The organism is Methylocystis sp. (assembly GCF_021731785.1).
GTDB lineage: Bacteria > Pseudomonadota > Alphaproteobacteria > Rhizobiales > Beijerinckiaceae > Methylocystis.
Genome location: NZ_JAKFWS010000101.1, coordinates 22,759 through 41,784, shown reverse-complemented (window position 1 = coordinate 41,784; position 19,026 = coordinate 22,759). Strand labels below are relative to the sequence as shown.

Here is a 19,026-nt window from a genome sequence, read left to right as displayed (position 1 = left end):
CGGCATCGAAATCTTCACGCAATCGCACCGCTGCCGCCATGACGAACCTCCCTCGGTTCGCCAATAAGAATCAGACATTTGCCGATTCGGGAATCCGAGGTGAGTCAGACTCACGGCAGGTTGGTATAAGCCGGCAGCTTCGATCACTTCCCGGGTTTCGCCCCGCAGTTCGTCAACGGCTTCGGTGACGGTATTATTGGCCGCCTTCGCGCGCTCAAATTCCGCGAAAGCCGCGAAGATCGGATCGTCCGCCGCGGCGACGCCAGCAATGGCGGGAAGCCCTGCGACGCGCGCAGCGGCTAGGCCGGCCATGACGGCGCGGCGGGTGGTTTGGGGTCTGCTCATGAGATGGCTCCAGATGCTTATAGGGCGCTTATACGCGCCCAACTGATGCAGTCAGGAAGCCGCCTGGAGCCGATTAAATCATTGTATCAAAGCAACCTTTTTCTGGACGCGAAGCCTTTCAATTGTGAAAGACTATCAGAAGTGCGCGGCGTAGCCGCCGCCGAAGATTTCTTTTACCTGCAATAATCGATCGCGAAGACGTCGTTGGTGAAGGCGCCCGAATATAGGACCTGCCGCGGAAGAGAAGTGACGAGCGTAATGTGCGCGTTCAGGATCTTGCCGTAGGCCTGTATGACATATCCCCCGTTGTCTCTTGTCACGTCTTCGACGGGATAGGCGTCGGTTCGCCCATTGTCGGTTATTGCGAGTGTCGCGCTCGTCGGGGAATAGGCGACCGAGTAGGGGCGCGCATAGAGATTGTCGCCATGGCGGCAAAGCAGCGTCAGGGTCTTTGCTTGCGCCGAATCCGTGAAGCCGAATGCCGCTGCAACCGCAAAGGACGCCGCTGCAATATGTGCTGTCGTCATCCGCGAGCGTCCTTGAAGTTCAGGCCTGAGGCGAGCGTGAATCATGCCCTGTTTCGGGCGGGCCGACAAGCACGCGCTCATGCGTTTCGACTGGACTGCGGACCGTTTGCGGCTTGATGACGAAATCGGCGTCGCTACCATTTTTCGACCAGTCTATGTAACGTCTGCCCGTGCCGCACTGCGGCGGGCCGGCGCGTGGCCAGCCCCCTTGGGCGATCCAAGTCCAACGGTTGTTTAAGAGCGGCGTTTGGAGCAGTGGCTGATCGCCCGGCGGAGCACGCCTCGCGGATCGCTGTCGCCGCGGCGCCCCTCGCGAACAGACGCGATAATTTTCCTTTTAGTCGAACGATGGCCCGTGGAACCTTTTTCAGGAATTGGGCGTTTTTTTAAGGTCACGCTTAAGGGGGATGGTCATGCATAGAGCAAGGGTATCGCTTTTAACCTTTCTGTTTCTGATGGGAAGCGCATTTTCGATCGCGGAGGCGCAATCTTCCCGCGGGTCTTCGGCGGTTAATGCGCTGGCTCAACAATACTCGGTGAGACCAGAGAAGGCCGCATGTTTTGGTTGGGGTCCGTTTTGTCCGCCAGGATTGGTGCGCAGATGCGGCCCTTGGCGTTGTTGGTGTGGTCCCTGCTTTTGATTGACAGGGATGAACTCAAGTGGATCTCAATCATGTATCAGGAGAGAAATTACATGCGAGCGGCGCTCTCAGTTTTACTGGCCGTCGTCTTTCTGGGTATTGAGCTTTTCGCCATCGGTTACGTTTCGGCAAATCCTTTCGGCGGCCCGGTGAGAGTTCACTCGGGTCCAGGACCGAAATGGTCGGTGGTCGGAGAACTCCACGCAGGGGACGAGGTCTCGGTTTCGGACTGCGTCAGGGGCTGGGGTCAGCATGACTGGTGCAAAGTCAGCTCCGCCGGGATTGAGGGCTTCGTTCACGAAGGTGCGCTCGCCCCGTCGGGAGATCGCATTTTCGTCGCGCCCGTTGTTGCGGGCGCGCCCGCCAAACTGAGAAAGAGGCCAGGCTCGGGTTCTGCCGTGGTGGCTACAATCCCGGCATCAGCCCAGGTGCATGTTGCACACTGTACTCATGGCTGGCTCCGCGGCTGGTGCAAAGTTAATTTGGACGGAAGGACCGGTTTCGTCAGATCCGAATCCCTCCGGCGGGGCGTCGCCGCCCAATGAGCTTGCCCTGTCGGGGCCAGCAAAATATTCATGGTGAGATATTCCGCGGAATCGGATCGGCGCGTGGGGAGGGACAGATCCCTGCGCGCCCCGCGCGCCACGATTTTCCGCGATAATTATTCGAAGCGCCGCTCTGGCCGGAGAATCGCGCGCGTGACAAACGCCTTATGGGTTATTGTTGCGACGGCTTTCGCCGCGGCGGCGATCTTTGCGTCGCCGGCGCAAAGGCTCAAGCGCCCTTGATCAAGGCGAAGAACGCCCCGACGAGCGCCAAGGTCGCGGCGAGAATGATAAAATTCTGGGTGAGTTCGAGGGCCTTGTGGGCCTCGGTCAGGACTGCGGCAAAATAGTTGCTGTGCAGCAGAGCGTCCATGTTTGCTCCCAAGTCCGCCACGCGCCGGCGCGGCGATGTCATGAAGGGTCAGACTCCGGCAAGTCCGCGAAGGCTTAGGGCTGCGAGCGTGTCGACGAGCCGCTCGAGCGCGTCATCGTCAAATTTGAGCGAGAAGGGCGGCTGCGCCAGCCGCTCGGCTTCGCGCACGAAGAACATCGGCTGCTGGGCGAGCCACAGCATCGCGAATGTGACGGTCTCCGCAGAGGCGTCCCGCGGCAGAAAGCGCCGTACGACGCGCTCCGCCAAAACGAAGATTCGTGGCGGTGAGTGAGCGACGAAAGCGCTGAAGACCTCGCTCGGCCGCACGCTTTCCCAGGCGAAGATGCGCAAATAGCGGCTGACGCGATCGCGCTTGACGAGCGGCAGGAGAAATTGATGCAGATAGCGTCGCAGCGCGTTTTCCGGCGAAAGCGAGTCGAGTTCTTCAGGGTCCAGGAACGCATTTTCTTCGAAGGCGCGCGTCGCTTCGATCAGCACTTCGCGATAGAGTCCGTCCTTCCCGCCGAAGTGGTAGTTGACAGCGGCTTGGTTGGCGATCGCCCTTTGGGTGATAAGCCGCACCGAGCCCCCGTCATATCCATATTCGGCGAAGACGGACGTCGCGGCCTTGATGAGCGCCGTGCGCGTCGTCTCCGTCGAGCGAGTAGCGACACGCCCCTGATCCAGATTGCTCAATCCTGGTCCTCAAAAATGATAGGCGCTGACGAAGCTCGACACCGCGCCGGTGAGCGATGTCGCGCCGTTCCAAGCCTTTTGTCCGAGCGGAGCCAGTTTTGACGGAAGCCCTCGCGGGTCGAGTTTCGCCAACAAACTCACTTCCTGCTGCTCCGCGTTCTCGCCCGTTGTCTGGGCGGCGGCGGCCGGCGTGGCGTTCTCGGTCGGGGGCGACGGCACCGTCGCCTCGACAGGGATTCTCTTGTCGGCGGAGGTCTTACGCAGAGCGACCAGTTTGGTCGGCTTGACGGGGCTCGTCGCAGTTTTTTCGGCGGGGCTGTCCGTCGACCAGTCGGAGATGCGCTCCTGCGGATAGACGGCAAAGACCGCCGGCGCCAGGGAAACGCCTCCTGTCTCGAAAGACGGGCGCTCCGTTTTCGGAGTTTCGATCCGGTCGATGATTTTGCCGCTCACCGGGTCGGTCGTGAAAACGATGTCCTTCAGCGCTTCGCCGCTCTTCCATTGCGGAGGCAGCAAGGCGACGAGCGAGGTCGCGACGAAACACACCGCGGCGTCGACCAGCAGCCGGCGCGACTTGGCGCTGACCACAGCAAATTTTGTTTCGAGATGGTTCCCCATGGCGAACTTCCGTATCAGACTGACCGAAATTCAAACGGCCGTTTGAAGCGGAATTATGGCGTCGCGACTGGCGGCGAGGCGATGTGCGTCATTTTAGCGCTTGGGGCCCTGGCCTCGGCCCGCGACGGCGGCCGCTCTTCCCGTCGCGCCTTCGCCGTGATAAGCGACCCCTCTCACGATGCGCGTCCCAGGGACCGGCTTCGCCGCTAAATGCCGGGAGCCGGTTTTTGCTTTCGTTCCGCGCCGTTAGGCATAGAGGTCCATTCAAATGAGCCATTCTGGTTTCTTCACCGCCTCCGTCAGCGCTTCCGATCCGGAAATCGCAAAGGCGATCGAACTCGAACTCGGCCGCCAGAGGCAGGAGATCGAACTGATCGCGTCGGAGAACATTGTCTCCAAGGCGGTGCTAGAGGCCCAGGGCTCGGTTCTCACCAACAAATACGCCGAAGGCTATCCCGGAAAGCGCTATTACGGCGGCTGCCAGTTCGTCGACATCGCCGAAAATCTTGCGATCGACCGCGCCAAGAAGCTGTTCGACTGCGGCTTCGCCAATGTGCAGCCGAACTCGGGGTCGCAGGCCAATCAGTCGGTTTTCCTTGCGCTGCTGCAGCCGGGCGACGTCTTCATGGGCCTCGACCTCGCCGCCGGCGGTCACCTGACGCATGGCTCGCCGGTCAATGTCTCAGGCCGCTGGTTCAAGCCGGTGAGCTATACGGTGCGCAAGGACGATCAGCGCATCGATATGGACCAGGTCGCCGCGCTCGCCAAGGAGCACAAGCCGAAGATGATCATCGCCGGCGGCTCGGGCTATTCCCGCATCTGGGACTTCGAAGGCTTCCGCAAGATCGCTGACAGCGTCGGCGCCTATTTCATGGTCGACATGGCGCATTTCGCCGGTCTGGTCGCCGCGGGGCTGCATCCGTCGCCCTTCCCGCACGCCCATGTGGTTACGACCACGACTCATAAGACGCTGCGCGGTCCGCGCGGCGGCATGGTGCTGACGAATGACGAAGATCTCGCCAAGAAGATCAATTCGGCGGTCTTCCCCGGCCTGCAGGGCGGGCCGCTGATGCATGTCATCGCCGGCAAGGCCGTGGCCTTCGGCGAGGCCCTGACCCCGCAGTTCAAGACCTATCAGCAGCAGGTCAAGGACAATGCGCAAACGCTCGCGCAGACGCTCGTCGACGCCGGCCTCGCGATTGTCTCGGGAGGCACCGACAATCATCTGATGCTCGTCGATCTGCGCCCCAAGAAGATCACCGGCAAGGCGGCTGAAGCCGCGCTTGGCCGGGCGCACATCACCTGCAACAAGAACGGCATTCCCTTCGATCCCGAAAAGCCTTTCGTCACCTCCGGCATCCGTCTCGGTTCGCCGGCGGCGACGTCGCGCGGCTTTGCCCAGAGCGAGTTCAAAGAGGTGGGGCGGATGATCGTCGAGGTGCTCGACGGCCTTTCCGCCAAGGGTGAAGAAGGCAACGCCGCGACCGAAGCGGCGGTGAAGGAAAAGGTTCACGCGCTGACCGCGAAGTTCCCGATTTACTGAGCGGGCGCGCTGCGTCGCACGAACTAGCCCTCACCCGACCCCGCTTGGCGGGGCCACCCTCTCCCGCAAGCGGGAGAGGGGAAAGGCGCCCAACATGCGCTGTCCCTATTGCGGTTCCGCCGACACGCAGGTGAAGGACTCTCGTCCTGCCGAGGACTCGTCCTGCATTCGGCGGCGCCGCGTCTGTCCGACCTGCGGCGGCCGCTTCACCACCTTTGAGCGCGTGCAGCTGCGCGACATCATCGTCGTAAAGAAGTCGGGCCGCCGCGCGCCGTTTGATCGCGACAAGCTGACGCGCTCAGTCGAAATCGCCTTGCGCAAACGTCCGGTCGAGCCGGAGCGCGTCGAACAGATGATTTCGGGAATCGTGCGCCAGCTCGAAAGCCTCGGCGAAGTCGAGGTGGAAAGCCAGCGCATCGGCGAACTCGTCATCGAAGGCCTGCGCTCGCTCGACGCCGTCGCCTTTGTGCGATTCGCGTCGGTCTATCGCGATTTTCGCGAAGTCAGCGATTTTTCGGCGGTGATCGATGAATTGGAGAGCGGTGGCGACGGCGCGGCTTTTGCACCGGACGCCGGCGACCCCGAGAAGGCATGACGATCCACGAATCCTTTCCGCAGACGGCGACCGACGACGCCTATATGGCGGCGGCGCTGGCGCTCGGACGGCGCAATCTGGGCCGCACGGCGCCCAACCCCGCGGTCGGGGCGCTGCTTGTGCGTGACGGGGCCGTCATCGCCCGCGGCTGGACCGCGCCGGGCGGACGTCCGCATGCGGAAGCGATCGCCATGGCTGCGGCTGGCGAGGCCGCGCGCGGCGCGACGCTTTACGTCACCCTGGAGCCTTGCGCGCATCATGGGGCGACGCCGCCTTGCGTCGACGCCATCATCGCCGGCGGCGTGGCGCGCGTCGTCACTGCGCTGGAAGATCCCGACCCTCGCGTATCGGGCGACGGCCACGCCAGACTGCGCGACGCTGGGATCGACGTCCTTATCGGTCCGGGCGCCGCGGCTGCGCGCGCCGATCATCTCGGGCATATTTTGCGGGTCACCCGTCGCCGGCCGATGATCACGCTTAAGCTCGCCAGGACGGCGGACGGCTACGCCGCCGGCGCGGCGCATGATCCGCGCCTCCACATCACCGGACCCGTCACTGACGCCTTCACCCATGTGCAGCGATCGCTGCATGACGCGATCATGGTCGGCGCCGGCACGGCGCGCGACGATGATCCGCTGATGACCGTGCGCCTGCCGGGCATGCAGTGCTGCAAGCCGCTTCGCATCGTGCTTGATGAGAAGCTGTCGCTCTCGCCGCGTTCGCGTCTAGCTTCGACGGCGCGCGAAACGCCGCTGCTGGTGATCACTGGCGCCGCCATCTCCGATGAAGCGGTCAAGGCGTTCGAAAGCGCCACTGGCGCGGAGGTCGTCTGCGTCGGAACGCGCGACGGCTTGCTCGATCTGACCAGCGCGCTCAGACTTCTCGCCGACCGCGGCGTCACCCGCGTGTTCAGCGAAGGCGGTCCGCGCGTCGCCGAAAGTCTGCTCGCCGCCGATCTCGCCGACGAGGTGATTCTGCACACCGCCGTCAAACCATTGGGGCGGGCGGGGCGCCCGGCGTTGACGTCGGCGGCGCGCGCGGCGCTCGAGGACGACACGCGCTATCGTCTGATCGAAACGCGCGCGCTCGGCGGCGACGCGATGACCCGATACGCGCGGGTCGACTGATGTTCACCGGCATTGTCACCGATGTGGGCGAAGTGGTTTCGATCGCGCCGCGCGGCGAATTGCGGCGCCTGCGCATCGGCTGTTCCTATGAATCCGACAGCATCGCGCTTGGCGCCTCGATCGCTTGTTCGGGCGTCTGTCTGACGGCGGTCGCCGTCGCCCGTGAAGGCGCGCGAACCATCTTCGAGGTCGACGCCGCCGCCGAGACGCTTGCGGTCACGACGGTCGGAGCCTGGGTCGAAGGAACGCGCCTCAATCTTGAGCGCGCGTTGAAAATCGGCGACGAACTCGGCGGCCATATCGTCACCGGCCATGTCGATGGCGTCGCGCGCATCATATCGCGCGACGATTTCTGCGATAGGGCGCCCGAAGGACGCCCGTCCGAAGAAATAAGCATGTCCAGGTTCTGGATAGAAGCCCCGCAAGACCTGTCACGCTTCATCGCCAAGAAGGGCTCAGTCGCGCTCGACGGCGTGTCGCTTACGGTGAACGAAGTCGACGGCGATCGCTTCTCCGTGCTGCTCATTCCGCATACGCTGGCGGTCACGACACTCGGCGCGCGCCGGGCAGCGGATTCGCTCAATATCGAAGTCGATCTGATGGCGCGCTATGCGGCGCGATTGAGTGAAGTGCGATAAGCTGGCTGACATCCGCTCTGGCTTATGACATAAGGCGCGGCCAACACTTCTGGGCGCGACAACCCTCTCCCGTCGGGAGAGGACCGGAGCGTGGGGTGTCAGATTTGAACGAATGCGCGTGATCGCGCTTTGGCGTTTCGCCCCGACTCTCAAACACGTCGCCGCCCCTCACCCGGCTGCTTCGCAGCCACCCTCTCCCCAAGGGAGAGGTTTGTGCGCATTCCTGGAGTCGCCTGAATGGCAGGTTTTGCACCCGACGACGCTGACTCTGCGCCCGTTCCCGGCGCGCGCATTCTCGTCGTCGCGACGAAGTTCAACGCCCATATCGTCGCCATGCTGCGCGAAGGCGCGCTTGACGCTTTGCGCGCGCTGCAGGCGCAGGCAAAGGTGATCGAGGTTCCCGGCGCGCTGGAGATCGCCACCGCGACCGCGATCGCGCTCGACGACGCCGAGCTTGCCGGCGCGCCCTATGACGGCGTCGTGGCGCTCGGCTGCGTTATCCGCGGCGAGACCTATCATTTCGAACTCGTCGCCAATGAAAGCGCGCGCGCGCTGACAAATCTTTCGGTCTCGCGCCGCATGCCGCTCGGCAATGGCGTGCTCACCGTGGAGAATGAAGCGCAGGCGATCGTCCGCGCGGACCCGAAACAGGGCGACAAGGGCGCCGACGCCGCCCGCGCGGCGCTCGCGCTCGTGCGCCTCAAACGGGGCGTGGCATGAGCGTCGATCAACGCTCGGCGGCGCGTTTGGCGATTGTCCAAGCGCTGTATCAGATGGAAGTCGCCGGCAAGGGCCTCAACGAAATTTTCGCGGAATTCGAATCTCACTGGATCGGGCGCGAGATCGAGGGCGCGCAATATAAGCCGGCCGACGCCGGCTTCTTTCGCGACGTGCTGCAGGGCGTGCTGACCGATCAGGTCGCCATCGACCGGCAGATCGATCGCGCGCTTTCCGGCGGCTGGCCGCTGTCGAGATTGGAGTCGGTTATGCGCGCCGCCTTGCGCGCGGGCGTCTATGAGCTGCGTTCGCGCAAGGACGTTCCGGCGCGCGTCGTCATCAAGGAATATGTTGACGTCGCCGGCGCCTTCTTCGGCCCGACCGAGTCGGGCATGGTGAACGCCGTGCTCGACCGGATTGCGCATGAGGAGCGCGCCGAGGAGCTGAGTTGACAGGAAAGGAGCCTCCGGCTTCCTCGTCCTTCGAGACGCCCGCTTCGATCTCGGGTTTACCCGAGATCGGCATTTGAAGCCCAAGTCGAGCAAGCCCGACTTGGGTGCGTGCTCCTCAGGATGAGGAAGCCGGCGGCACCGAACCCTCGCCCTCATGCTGAGGAGCGAGCGAAGCTCGCGTCTCGAAGCATGAGGGCGAAGCCATGCCGCGCTATAGCGAAGACGACATCATCGCCCGCATCTTCGCGCCGATCGCCGGCGCGGCGGCGCTAGGGCTAAAGGACGACGCTGCGCTGCTCGCGCCGCAAAGCGCGCCGCTCGTGCTCACGACCGACATGGTTGTCGCGGGCGTGCACTTTTTCGCCGACGACGCGCCGGCGCTGATCGCCAAGAAGGCGCTGCGCGTCAATCTCTCCGATCTTGCCGCCAAGGGCGCCGAGCCGATCGGCTTTCTGTTGGCCTTGGCGCTGCCCGCCGACTGGACTAACGACTGGCTCGAAGCTTTCGCCGCAGGGCTCGCCGAGGATGCGCGCGTCTATGGCGCGCCGCTGATCGGCGGCGACACAGGGGCCACGCCCGGTCCGCTGACGATTTCGATCACGGCGCTCGGGCGGGCGCTGCGTTTCGTGCCGCGCAGCGGGGCAAAGCCCGGCGATGACATCTATGTCTCAGGGCCGATCGGCGACGCGGCGCTCGGTCTCGCGGTTCGGCGCGACCCTGCGCTTGCGGAGCACCTGTCCGAAGAAACGCGCGCCTATCTGATCGGCCGCTATCTGCTGCCGCAGCCGCGCCTCGATCTTACGGGCTGGCTCGCCGCCAACGCCAGCGCCGCCATGGATATTTCCGACGGCCTCGCCGGCGATCTCGCCAAGCTCTGCCGCGCCTCGGGGGTGAGCGCGATCGTCGATCTTCCCTCCGTTCCGCTGTCCGGCGCCGCGAGAGAGGCGATCGCCATCGATCCCGCTCTGTTCGAAACGGCGATAACGGGAGGAGACGACTATGAAATCCTCATCGCCTGCGGCAGAGGCGCGGCGCCGCCCGCGCCGGCCTGCCGCATCGGCGAGATTGTGGCGGGTAGCGCGCCGCCGAGCTTCCTTGACGCACAAGAAAAACCCGTTTTTTTCAAAAAATTGTCCTTCCAGCACTTCTAAAAAATAGACGCGCGCCCAGCATTGCCGCCCGGCCACGTTTCTGGCAGAAAGCCCGCCGGAAAGCTGCTGTCCCCGCCCGATTCGCTCGGCGGGGCAGCTATTCTTTTTTCCGTTGCGCGACATCCGTTCGCGGCGACGCGACCAATTCGACCATTCTCCCGGTCGAAGAACGAAAAGGCGAAGCCAAAATGGTTCTGTTTCTAACCATCGTCTTCGGATTGATGTCCATCGTCTATGGCGTGAAGACCTCGCAGGAATTGCTCGCGGCTGATCCGGGATCGGCGCGGATGCAGGAAATTTCGGGTGCCGTCGCCGAGGGCGCACAGGCCTATCTCAACCGCCAATACAAGACCATCGCCATGGTTGGCGGCGTGATCTTCGTCATTCTCGTCATTCTGCTTGGCTGGGCGGTCGCCTTCGGCTTCCTGCTCGGCGCCGTGCTTTCCGGCGCGGCCGGCTATATCGGCATGAACGTCTCGGTGCGCGCCAATGTCCGCACGGCGCAAGCGGCGACGAAATCGCTCGCCGGCGGCCTCGACATCGCCTTCAAGGCCGGCGCGGTCACCGGACTGCTCGTCGCCGGTCTCGCGCTGCTTGGCGTCGCCGTCTATTACGCGATCCTGACCTGGTTCTTCGGCTACGCGCCCTCGGATCGCACGGTCGTCGATGCGCTCGTGGCGCTCGGCTTTGGCGGGTCGCTGATTTCGATTTTCGCGCGGCTTGGCGGCGGCATCTTCACCAAAGGCGCTGACGTCGGCGCCGATCTCGTCGGCAAGGTCGAAGCCGGCATTCCCGAGGACGATCCGCGCAATCCCGCGACGATCGCCGATAACGTCGGCGACAATGTCGGCGACTGCGCCGGCATGGCGGCCGACCTCTTCGAGACCTATGCGGTGACGGTCGTCGCCACCATGGTGCTCGCTTCGATCTTCTTCGCCGGCCAGGAAGGGCTGACCTCGGCGATGGTCTATCCGCTCGCGATCGGCGGCCTTTCGATCCTCACCTCGATCGCCGGCACCTATTTCGTGAAGATGGGCGATGACGACACGCCATGGGGCGCTTTCGCCGCTCCCTATTTCAAGCAGCTCGGCATCGACGATTCGATCATGGGCGCCCTGTATAAGGGCCTCATCGCTGCAGGCGTTCTGTCGGTCGGCGGCCTGTTCCTGGCGACGACCTTCACCGTCGGCTGGGGCGAGATCGGCAAGGCCAATGGCGAAGCCATTCACGGCTATGGTCTGTTCCTCTCAGGCATTCTGGGCCTGATCGTCACCGGCGCCATCGTCTACATCACCGAATATTACACCGGCACCGGCAAGCGTCCGGTGGTCTCGATCGCTCAGGCGTCGGTGACCGGACACGGCACCAACGTCATCCAGGGCCTCGCCGTGTCGCTTGAATCGACAGCCGCGCCGGCGCTCGTGATCGTTTTCGGCATCATCCTCACTTATGAGCTGGGCGGTCTCTATGGCACGGCGATCGCGGTGACGACGATGCTCGGCCTCGCCGGCATGATCGTGGCGCTCGACGCTTTCGGCCCGGTCACCGACAACGCCGGCGGCATCGCCGAGATGGCGGGCCTGCCGAAAGAGGTGCGTCGCAACACCGACGCGCTCGACGCCGTCGGCAACACCACGAAGGCGGTGACCAAGGGCTACGCCATCGGCTCGGCCGGCTTGGGAGCTCTGGTGCTTTTCGCCGCCTACACCAATGATCTGAAGCATTTCATCGAAGCGGGCGTGCCTTTCTTCAAGGGCATCGAAAAGGTCGATTTCGATCTCTCCAACCCATACGTCGTGGCCGGCCTCCTGTTCGGCGGCCTCATCCCTTATCTCTTCGGCGGCATCGCGATGACCGCGGTGGGGCGGGCCGCCGGCTCGGTCGTCGTCGAGGTGCGCCGGCAGTTCAAGGAGAAGCCCGGCATCATGGCGGGCACGGACCGTCCGGATTACGGCCGCGCCGTCGACATGCTGACGCAGGCGGCGATCAAGGAAATGATCGTGCCGTCGCTGCTCCCGGTGCTGGCGCCGATCGTCGCTTTCGTCGTCGCATGGATCCTCGGCGGCAAGGCCAACGCCTTCGCCGCGCTCGGCGCGCTGCTGTTAGGCGTCATCGTCAACGGGCTGTTTGTGGCGATTTCGATGACGTCAGGCGGCGGCGCCTGGGACAACGCCAAGAAATCCTTCGAGGACGGCTTCATCGACAAGGATGGCGTGAAGCATGAGAAGGGCTCCGAGGCCCACAAGGCGGCGGTGACCGGCGACACGGTCGGCGACCCCTACAAGGACACCGCCGGTCCCGCCGTGAATCCGGCGATCAAGATCACCAATATCGTCGCGCTGCTGATGCTGGCGATCCTGGCGCACTGAGCGAAGCGCGACGCGCGATAAGGGGCGGGGGAGACCTCGCCCTTTTGCTTTGTTAGGCGAAGGTCTGCGAATTTTGCGGCGATCGCTGTATGATCGCGTCATGACCCACCCCTTCTATTGTCTGCACACGCATGGCTTCGTTCGGGCCGCCATCGCGACGCCGCATGTGAGAGTCGGCGATCCGGCGTTCAATGTTGCGCGGACGATCGAATTGGCGCGGGAAGCCGATACCCATGGCGCTTCGCTCGCGCTGTTCCCCGAATTGGGGCTGTCCTCATATGCCATCGATGATCTCTTGCACCAGGAGGCGCTGCTCGATGCCGTCGATGCGGCGCTCATCGAACTCGTCGAAGCCTCTTGCGGCATTCACTCGCTGATCGTCGTCGGCGCGCCGCTGCGCCATCGCGGCCGGCTTTATAATTGTGGCGTCGCGATCCTGCGCGGCCGCGTGCTGGCGGTGACGCCGAAGGTCTATCTGCCGAATTATCGCGAATTCTACGAACAGCGGCACTTCTCTTCCGGCGCTTTCATCGCCGACGAAGAGATCGAGATCGCTGGCCAGACTGCGCCCTTCGGCTCCGACACGCTTCTGGAAGCGACGGATTTCCGCGGGCTCGTCATCCATATGGAAATTTGCGAGGACGTATGGGTCGCGATCCCGCCTTCGGCGCGCGCCGCGCTGGCGGGCGCGACCGTGTTGCTCAATCTCTCGGCGTCCAATGCGATCGTCGGCAAGTCGGACTATCGCGAGACTCTCTGCGCGGCGCATTCGGCGCGCTGCCTTGCAGCCTATCTCTATTCGGCGGCGGGGCAGGGCGAGTCGACGACGGATCTCGCCTGGGACGGCGAATCGCTGATTTGTGAAAAAGGCGACGTTCTCGCCAAGGCGCCGCGCTTTTCCGATGAACCGCAGTTGACGCTCGCCGACATCGACATTGGCCGACTTCTCGACGAGCGCATGCGGCAGGGGACATTTGGGGCCTGCGCCGACGTGGAGCAGGGCGCGACGCGCTTTCGCCGCATCCCGTTTGAACTCGCGGCGACTTGCGATCGTGATCTGGGGTTTTTGCGCGAGGTCGGGCGCTTTCCCTTCGTTCCTGCCGACCAAGCGCGTCTCGCTGAGCTGTGTTTCGAGGCGTTCAACATCCAGTCGCATGGGCTTGAACAGCGCTTGCGTGCTGCGCAGATAAAAAAGGTGGTGATCGGCGTCTCGGGCGGGCTGGATTCAACCCAGGCGCTGCTGGTGGCGGCGACGGCGATGGATGCGCTCGGCCTTCCACGCGAAAATGTGCTGGGCTTCACTTTGCCGGCCTTCGCCACGAGCGCACACACCAAGGCGAACGCATGGCGCCTGATGAAGGCGCTCGGCGTCACCGCGCAGGAAATCGACGTGACCGCCGCCTGCAAGCAGATGCTCGTCGATATCGACCACCCCGCTGCGCGCGGTGAAGCGGTTTACGACGCGACTTACGAGAATGTACAGGCGGGGGCCCGCACGTCGCTGCTGTTTCGTCTCGCCAATCGCCATGGCGCGATCGTCGTCGGCACCGGCGATCTCTCGGAACTCGCGCTCGGCTGGTGCACCTATGGCGTTGGCGATCAGATGTCGCATTACAATGTCAACGCCTCGGTCCCCAAGACGCTCATCCAGCATCTGATCCGCTGGTGCGCCCGCGACGCGCGCTTTGGCGCGGAAACGGCGCCAGTGCTTGAGGACGTGCTTGCGACGGAAATTTCTCCCGAGCTTGTGCCAGGCGAAACGACGCAGCGAACGGAGGAAACGGTCGGACCTTACGCTCTGCAGGACTTCAACCTTTACTACGCGACGCGACACGGATTTACGCCGGCGAAGATCGCCTTTCTCGCCTGGCGCGCCTGGCGGCATGAGGCGGCCGGATCTTGGCCGACCGGCATCGCGGAAAGGGACAAGGTCGCCTATGAGCTGTCGGCCATCAAGCATTGGCTCGGCGTTTTCGTGAAGCGTTTTTTCGAGGACAGCCAATTCAAGCGGTCGGCGCTGCCGAACGGTCCCAAAGTCAGTTCGGGAGGATCGCTGTCGCCGCGGGGAGATTGGCGCGCGCCATCGGATGCGAGCGCAGACGCATGGCTACGTTCGCTCGACGACATTCCGTGAACTCACCGAGCCGGCCGCTCCAAAAAGAGCGGTCGGCTCGTGGACTGCAGGCGGTGCGGGTGGCCGTTCAGGCGCGCCGGATCAGGCCGACGACCACCGAGACGATCAACAGAACCAGCGCAAACCAGAACAACAGTCGCGCGCCTTCGACCGCGACCCCGGCGACGCCTCCGAAGCCTAGAAATCCGGCGATGAGCGCAACGACCAGGAACACGACGGCCCAATACAGAAGGTTGCCCATTTTAACCTCCGCGATTCAACTCACGTCCTAGAACGCGCTTACTGTGCCGATGTTCCGAAGCCGAAAAGCGCGGAACTGCGGGGAACGCACTGCCCAGGTCTCGACGCCGCCAAAATTGGCGTTAGAATGGTTGATAGCATCCACGTCACTTGCCCTTGGACGTCATGTGCTATTCGCTTGAGGCAAGCATTACCGCCGGGTTCGGGCTGGGACTGGCCGGTTACGGCATGGTCGCAAAAGCGCTGCGCCACGACAGGCGCATGTTGCTATTCGCCCTGTTTCCGGTGGTGTTTTCGGCGCATCAGTTGGTCGAGGCCGGGGTTTGGTTCACGCGCAGCGATCCGGTGGCCGGCCAGCCGTTTCGATATCTCTATACGCTGATCGCCTTTACGATGTGGCCGGTGTTGACGCCTTTGGCCGCCGCGTATGCGGAATCCGATCCGGAACGAAAGCGCATTTGGCTGAGCATGGGCGGCGTAGGCTTCGTTCTGTCCGCCTATCTCATCGCCAAGCTTGCCGGCGCCGACGGCATCGACTTGTCGGTGTATCGGCATTCCCTCGCCTATGACCCGTTGTTCGAGCGTCCGCCGCTCGTAACCGATTTTCTTTACCTCCTGCTAACCGTGACGCCGCTTATCCTCAGCGATCGCAGGGCGATCAATGTTTTCGGGGTTGCGGTGCTGACCACGTTTTTCCTGGCGCTCGCATTCAATCGTCCGGCCTGGTATTCCGTCTGGTGTCTCGCCGCCGCGGTGTTCAGCCTGGTCATCGCGTTTGCAATCGAGGAGGAGCGCAGCTCCGACTACGACGAACTGGAAATGCAGCGTTAGCGCGCCGCGCCGGGATTCGTCGCCCATTCGATGTAGAGCGTTCGAAGCAGGCGACTCTTCGCGCCCGGCGCGCCTGACCCGATGGGACGGCCGTCGATCGAGACGACCGGCAGGACGAGATTGGAGGCGCTGGTGAGAAAGGCCTCCTTCGCTTCATAGGCCTCAGTCACCGAGAAGCTGCGCTCCTCGAGCGTCAGTCCTTCGCGGGCCGCGAGCGATTGAACGGCTTTGCGGGTGCAGCCGGGGAGAATCGCGGCCGAGTTCGGTCGGGTCACGAGCGCGTCCGCCTTGGTGAGGATGAAAGCGGTTGAGGACGAGCCTTCGGTCACGAAGCCGTCGTCATCGACCATCCAGGCTTCCTGACAACCGGCGTCGAGCGCCGCCTGCTTCGCCAGCACCTGCGCAAGAAGCGCGATGGATTTGATGTCGCGCCGCGCCCAGCGAATATCGGGGACGGTGAGGACCTTCACGCCGGTCTCGGCGGCGGACGAGGCGAGGATGTTCTTCTTCGTCGCGAAGGCGATGAATGTCGGCGTCGCTCCGCTTGGAAAACCGAAGTCGCGATCGCCGGCGGCGCCTCGGGTGATCTGCAGATAGACGAGGCCTTCGTTCAATTCGTTTCTTGCGACAAGTTCGGCTTCGACGTCCGCAATCGTTTGGATCGGTAGGGGACTCTCGATGCCCAGTTGGCGCAACGAATTCTCAAGCCGCGAAAGATGCGCTTCATTGTCGATCAGTCTGCCTCCGATGACGGCGGCGACTTCATAGACGCCGTCGGCAAAGAGGAAGCCGCGGTCCAAAATTGACACGCGCGCGTCGGCAAGAGGAAGGTAGGCTCCATTCACATATGCGATATCAGGCAAGGTCGGCTCCGGGCGCAGGCGTGCAAATCTACCGCAGCGCTTGCGGCTTGTCCCGCCGCCGCTCCGGTTTTATCGATAAGGCTGACGGCCTACATTAGAATGATCTGCGGCTCTCGAGGCCGCTTGTCGAGAAACGCCGCTGTGCGCACGGGCGGAAGGGGAAGTCTTGGGCGAAGAAATCAAGGCGACGGGCTTCACTCCGGCCGACAAGGCGCGTTTCGCCAGCCGCCTTGCGCACGAAACCAGTCTTGCCAGGACGCTCTACGAGCGGGACAAATTTTCGCGCGACGGCCACATGGTGGGTTTCGAAGTCGAAACCTGGATTGTCGATCACAATTACGCGCCGGCCTCGATCAACCAGACTCTCCTCGAAACCCTCAATCACCCGCTTGTCGTCCCGGAGCTGTCGCGATTTAACCTCGAGCTGAATTGCGCGCCGGTCCGCCTCGCCGGCGACGCGCTGACGCAAGCGCACCAGTCGCTGACGCGCCTGTGGGCGACATGCAACGACGCCGCCCACCGGCTCGACGCCAATCTCGTGCTGATCGGCACGCTGCCGACGATCCGCGACTCCGATCTGACGCTGGCCAATATGTCGCCGCTCAACCGATACTATGCGCTGAACCAGGAGGTGCTGCGGCTTCGCGGCGGTCAACCGCTGCATGTCAACATCGCCGGCCGCGACCGGCTTGCCTCCGTCCACACGGACGTGATGCTCGAGGCGGCGACGACGTCGTTTCAGATCCATCTCAAAGCGCCGGCCGATCTTGCGCATCGCTATTACAACGCCTCGGTGGCGGCTTCCGGGCCGATCCTCGCGGCCTGCGGCAACGCGCCCTTTTTGTTCGGCAAGGCATTGTGGGAGGAAACGCGCGTTCCGCTTTTTGAGCAGGCGGTGAAAGTGCCGGGACCGGCCAGAGTGTCCATGGGCTCTGGCTATGTGACGAGATCTCTGATCGAAATCTTCGAGGAGAATTTGCGCGACTATGACGCGCTCCTTCCGATGGCTTTTGACGATCCGCCAGAGGAGATGCGGCATCTGCGCCTGCATAATGGCGTGATCTGGCGCTGGAATCGCCCGCTGATCGGCTTCGACGAGAGCGGCGCTCCGCATTTTCGCGTTGAGCACCGCATCCTGCCGGCGGGGCCGACCTTTATCGACATGATAGCGAACGTGGCGCTTTATCTCGGTCTCGCGCGCACCCTCGCCATGGCTGGAGAGGGCAATGGAGGGCTGGCCTTCAACGACGCCAAACGCAACTTCTATTCCGCGGCGCGTTTTGGCCTCGATGCGCGGCTCGACTGGCCGGGGTCGGGCGAAATCGCAGCCGATCGACTGCTGCTCGAGCGTCTCATTCCCGAGGCCAGGGCAGGGCTTCGCGACCTGGACGTCGACGAAAACGGCTTCCTCGACATCATCGAAGCGCGGGTGCGAACCCGCCAGACGGGCGCGGCCTGGCAGCGAAAAGCGCTTGAGGCGCGCGACGGCGATCTTTATGGCCTGATGGCGGCCTATTGCGAGCGCCAGCGGAGCGGCGCGCCGGTCCATCAATGGGAAACATGAGAAGCAAAGTGACTGACGCGCCCTGCGCCCTGCTCGATCGGCTGCCTGACGGATTTCTCGACTGCCCCGCCAACCGCCTGAAGGACATCCTGCCTCGACCAACCCTGTTCGATCTTCCAGGCCGCGATCCGCAACCGCTGTTCGTCTCGACCCTGCTGCATGGAAACGAAACCAGCGGGCTTGCCGCGGTGCAGGAGACGCTGCGCCGGCAGACCGAGCGCGGACTCAACAGATCGCTCATCCTGTTCATCGGCAATGTCGAAGCTGCGGCGGAGAATATGCGAACGCTGCCGGGTCAGCGCGACTTCAACCGGGTTTGGCCGGGAACGGCGTTTCCTGACGATCCGCTCGCGCATATGGCGCAGTGGATTTACGATTATGTCAAGAAGCGCGACGCTTTCGCCGCCGTCGACATCCACAACAACACCGGCTTCAATCCTCATTATGGCTGCATCAGCAAGCTCGAAGCGAAATATGTCGCGCTCGCGCAGCTCTTCTCTCGCATCGTGGTGCTCTTTCAACGCCCGCGCGGGACCTGCGCGGCGGCTTTCGCCGAGCTTTGTCCGGCGGTCACGATTGAATGCGGCAAGCCCGGCGTCGAGGCTGGCGCCGAGCATGCCATCGAATTGCTGGAAGCCTGTCTCTCGATCACGCAGCTTCCTTGCCACCCGCCGGCCACGCGCGACGTGGAGTTGCTGCGCACGCACGCCATCGTGAAGCCTCCCGCTGGCGCAAGCTTTTCATTTGATGGAACGCCGGCGGATTTTCTCTTCCGTCCGGACATCGATCATCTCAACTTCAGCGAATTGGAGGCCGGCGCCTTGTTTGGCGCACTCGGCGACGGAAAGGCCCGGCTCGACGTCCTGCCGGGCGACGGATACGACACGCAGCCGACCAACTACTTCGATTACGCCGGCGGCGAAATCAGACTTGCGCGTCCGGCCATTCCGGCGATGCTGACGGTTGACCGGCGAGCCGTGCAACAGGATTGCCTGTGCTATCTGATGCATCGCATCGGCATGGACGGCGACGGCAAATAACGCGCGTTCGAAACCGA

General features: G+C 63.4%; 20 protein-coding genes. 13 read left to right on the top strand and 7 right to left on the bottom strand.

Annotated elements, in window-relative coordinates; genetic code table 11:
• Together QZ964_RS15735 and QZ964_RS15730 are read right to left on the bottom strand one after the other, a co-directional pair.
• On the bottom strand, positions 1 to 345 hold a 345-nt coding region (locus tag QZ964_RS15735; RefSeq protein WP_292532619.1), incomplete at its 3' end, for a hypothetical protein.
• A 173-nt stretch (positions 346 to 518) separates the two neighbouring features.
• Positions 519 to 872: a hypothetical protein gene (locus QZ964_RS15730; RefSeq protein WP_292532618.1), complete on the bottom strand. Its 354-nt coding sequence runs from the start codon at positions 870 to 872 to the stop codon at positions 519 to 521.
• Between the two features lie 556 nt (positions 873 to 1,428).
• Between QZ964_RS15730 and QZ964_RS21580 the strand changes: the two genes are divergently transcribed.
• Entirely contained in the window at positions 1,429 to 2,058 is a 630-nt protein-coding gene (locus QZ964_RS21580; protein ID WP_367119283.1) for an SH3 domain-containing protein, read from the top strand.
• Positions 2,059 to 2,287: 229 nt separating this feature from the next.
• On the opposite strand, the gene QZ964_RS15725 is transcribed toward QZ964_RS21580, so the two are convergent.
• From QZ964_RS15725 to QZ964_RS15715, 3 genes are read right to left on the bottom strand one after another with little or no spacing between them, the layout of a single operon-like run.
• Complete coding sequence (locus QZ964_RS15725) at positions 2,288 to 2,431, bottom strand: hypothetical protein (protein WP_292532616.1); 144 nt, start codon at positions 2,429 to 2,431, stop codon at positions 2,288 to 2,290.
• A 48-nt stretch (positions 2,432 to 2,479) separates the two neighbouring features.
• Positions 2,480 to 3,127, bottom strand: a complete 648-nt coding sequence (locus tag QZ964_RS15720) for a TetR/AcrR family transcriptional regulator (protein WP_292532615.1) — start codon at positions 3,125 to 3,127, stop codon at positions 2,480 to 2,482.
• Positions 3,128 to 3,136: 9 nt separating this feature from the next.
• The gene (locus QZ964_RS15715; protein ID WP_292532614.1) at positions 3,137 to 3,745 is read right to left on the bottom strand and encodes a hypothetical protein; all 609 of its coding nucleotides are present in this window, start codon (positions 3,743 to 3,745) and stop codon (positions 3,137 to 3,139) included.
• Between the two features lie 268 nt (positions 3,746 to 4,013).
• On the opposite strand from QZ964_RS15715, the gene glyA reads away from it, so the two are divergent.
• From glyA to QZ964_RS15670, 9 genes are all read left to right on the top strand, one after another.
• The gene (gene glyA, locus QZ964_RS15710) at positions 4,014 to 5,288 is read left to right on the top strand and encodes a serine hydroxymethyltransferase (protein ID WP_292532612.1); all 1,275 of its coding nucleotides are present in this window, start codon (positions 4,014 to 4,016) and stop codon (positions 5,286 to 5,288) included.
• Positions 5,289 to 5,382: 94 nt separating this feature from the next.
• A complete protein-coding gene (nrdR, locus tag QZ964_RS15705) occupies positions 5,383 to 5,883 on the top strand; it encodes a transcriptional regulator NrdR (RefSeq protein WP_292532610.1) in 501 nt (166 codons plus the stop codon).
• Entirely contained in the window at positions 5,880 to 7,010 is a 1,131-nt protein-coding gene (gene ribD / locus QZ964_RS15700) for a bifunctional diaminohydroxyphosphoribosylaminopyrimidine deaminase/5-amino-6-(5-phosphoribosylamino)uracil reductase RibD (protein ID WP_292532609.1), read from the top strand. Before nrdR ends, ribD begins: the two co-directional genes overlap by 4 nt.
• Positions 7,010 to 7,648 (top strand): riboflavin synthase, encoded by a 639-nt coding sequence (locus QZ964_RS15695; protein WP_292532601.1) that lies wholly within the window; start codon positions 7,010 to 7,012, stop codon positions 7,646 to 7,648. The genes ribD and QZ964_RS15695 overlap by 1 nt, the downstream gene beginning before the upstream one ends.
• Positions 7,649 to 7,885: 237 nt before the next feature.
• Positions 7,886 to 8,368, top strand: a complete 483-nt coding sequence (gene ribH / locus QZ964_RS15690; protein WP_292532599.1) for a 6,7-dimethyl-8-ribityllumazine synthase — start codon at positions 7,886 to 7,888, stop codon at positions 8,366 to 8,368.
• Positions 8,365 to 8,817 (top strand): transcription antitermination factor NusB, encoded by a 453-nt coding sequence (gene nusB / locus QZ964_RS15685; protein ID WP_292532598.1) that lies wholly within the window; start codon positions 8,365 to 8,367, stop codon positions 8,815 to 8,817. Before ribH ends, nusB begins: the two co-directional genes overlap by 4 nt.
• Before the next feature lie 203 nt (positions 8,818 to 9,020).
• Positions 9,021 to 9,968 (top strand): thiamine-phosphate kinase, encoded by a 948-nt coding sequence (thiL, locus tag QZ964_RS15680; protein ID WP_292532596.1) that lies wholly within the window; start codon positions 9,021 to 9,023, stop codon positions 9,966 to 9,968.
• Between the two features lie 188 nt (positions 9,969 to 10,156).
• The gene (locus tag QZ964_RS15675; protein WP_292532595.1) at positions 10,157 to 12,337 is read left to right on the top strand and encodes a sodium-translocating pyrophosphatase; all 2,181 of its coding nucleotides are present in this window, start codon (positions 10,157 to 10,159) and stop codon (positions 12,335 to 12,337) included.
• 100 nt (positions 12,338 to 12,437) lie between these two features.
• Positions 12,438 to 14,471: an NAD(+) synthase gene (locus QZ964_RS15670; RefSeq protein ID WP_292532593.1), complete on the top strand. Its 2,034-nt coding sequence runs from the start codon at positions 12,438 to 12,440 to the stop codon at positions 14,469 to 14,471.
• Positions 14,472 to 14,538: 67 nt separating this feature from the next.
• Here the strand turns inward: QZ964_RS15670 and QZ964_RS15665 are convergent, their stop codons facing one another.
• Entirely contained in the window at positions 14,539 to 14,712 is a 174-nt protein-coding gene (locus QZ964_RS15665) for a DUF1328 domain-containing protein (RefSeq protein WP_292532592.1), read from the bottom strand.
• Between the two features lie 164 nt (positions 14,713 to 14,876).
• On the opposite strand from QZ964_RS15665, the gene QZ964_RS15660 reads away from it, so the two are divergent.
• A complete protein-coding gene (locus QZ964_RS15660) occupies positions 14,877 to 15,542 on the top strand; it encodes a DUF6629 family protein (RefSeq protein ID WP_292532590.1) in 666 nt (221 codons plus the stop codon).
• Here QZ964_RS15660 and QZ964_RS15655 read toward each other — a convergent pair.
• The gene (locus QZ964_RS15655) at positions 15,539 to 16,405 is read right to left on the bottom strand and encodes a D-amino-acid transaminase (RefSeq protein ID WP_292532588.1); all 867 of its coding nucleotides are present in this window, start codon (positions 16,403 to 16,405) and stop codon (positions 15,539 to 15,541) included. The genes QZ964_RS15660 and QZ964_RS15655 overlap by 4 nt on opposite strands.
• Before the next feature lie 166 nt (positions 16,406 to 16,571).
• On the opposite strand from QZ964_RS15655, the gene QZ964_RS15650 reads away from it, so the two are divergent.
• Together QZ964_RS15650 and QZ964_RS15645 are read left to right on the top strand one after the other, a co-directional pair.
• Positions 16,572 to 17,969, top strand: a complete 1,398-nt coding sequence (locus tag QZ964_RS15650; protein WP_292532586.1) for a hypothetical protein — start codon at positions 16,572 to 16,574, stop codon at positions 17,967 to 17,969.
• 8 nt (positions 17,970 to 17,977) lie between these two features.
• Positions 17,978 to 19,009 carry a M14 family metallopeptidase gene (locus QZ964_RS15645; protein WP_292532585.1) on the top strand — a complete coding sequence of 344 codons (1,032 nt, stop codon included), beginning with the start codon at positions 17,978 to 17,980 and terminating at the stop codon, positions 19,007 to 19,009.
• The last annotated feature ends 17 nt before the right edge of the window (positions 19,010 to 19,026 follow it).

Bases quoted from the DNA above. Each gene is read 5' to 3' on its own strand.
- QZ964_RS15730 (WP_292532618.1), bottom strand. From the start codon at position 872: ATGACGACAGCACATATTGCAGCGGCGTCCTTTGCGGTTGCAGCGGCA.
- QZ964_RS21580 (WP_367119283.1), top strand. From the start codon at position 1,429: ATGTTTTGGTTGGGGTCCGTTTTGTCCGCCAGGATTGGTGCGCAGATG.
- QZ964_RS15725 (WP_292532616.1), bottom strand. From the start codon at position 2,431: ATGGACGCTCTGCTGCACAGCAACTATTTTGCCGCAGTCCTGACCGAG.
- QZ964_RS15715 (WP_292532614.1), bottom strand. From the start codon at position 3,745: ATGGGGAACCATCTCGAAACAAAATTTGCTGTGGTCAGCGCCAAGTCG.
- glyA (WP_292532612.1), top strand. From the start codon at position 4,014: ATGAGCCATTCTGGTTTCTTCACCGCCTCCGTCAGCGCTTCCGATCCG.
- nrdR (WP_292532610.1), top strand. From the start codon at position 5,383: ATGCGCTGTCCCTATTGCGGTTCCGCCGACACGCAGGTGAAGGACTCT.
- ribD (WP_292532609.1), top strand. From the start codon at position 5,880: ATGACGATCCACGAATCCTTTCCGCAGACGGCGACCGACGACGCCTAT.
- QZ964_RS15695 (WP_292532601.1), top strand. From the start codon at position 7,010: ATGTTCACCGGCATTGTCACCGATGTGGGCGAAGTGGTTTCGATCGCG.
- ribH (WP_292532599.1), top strand. From the start codon at position 7,886: ATGGCAGGTTTTGCACCCGACGACGCTGACTCTGCGCCCGTTCCCGGC.
- nusB (WP_292532598.1), top strand. From the start codon at position 8,365: ATGAGCGTCGATCAACGCTCGGCGGCGCGTTTGGCGATTGTCCAAGCG.
- thiL (WP_292532596.1), top strand. From the start codon at position 9,021: ATGCCGCGCTATAGCGAAGACGACATCATCGCCCGCATCTTCGCGCCG.
- QZ964_RS15675 (WP_292532595.1), top strand. From the start codon at position 10,157: ATGGTTCTGTTTCTAACCATCGTCTTCGGATTGATGTCCATCGTCTAT.
- QZ964_RS15670 (WP_292532593.1), top strand. From the start codon at position 12,438: ATGACCCACCCCTTCTATTGTCTGCACACGCATGGCTTCGTTCGGGCC.
- QZ964_RS15665 (WP_292532592.1), bottom strand. From the start codon at position 14,712: ATGGGCAACCTTCTGTATTGGGCCGTCGTGTTCCTGGTCGTTGCGCTC.
- QZ964_RS15660 (WP_292532590.1), top strand. From the start codon at position 14,877: ATGTGCTATTCGCTTGAGGCAAGCATTACCGCCGGGTTCGGGCTGGGA.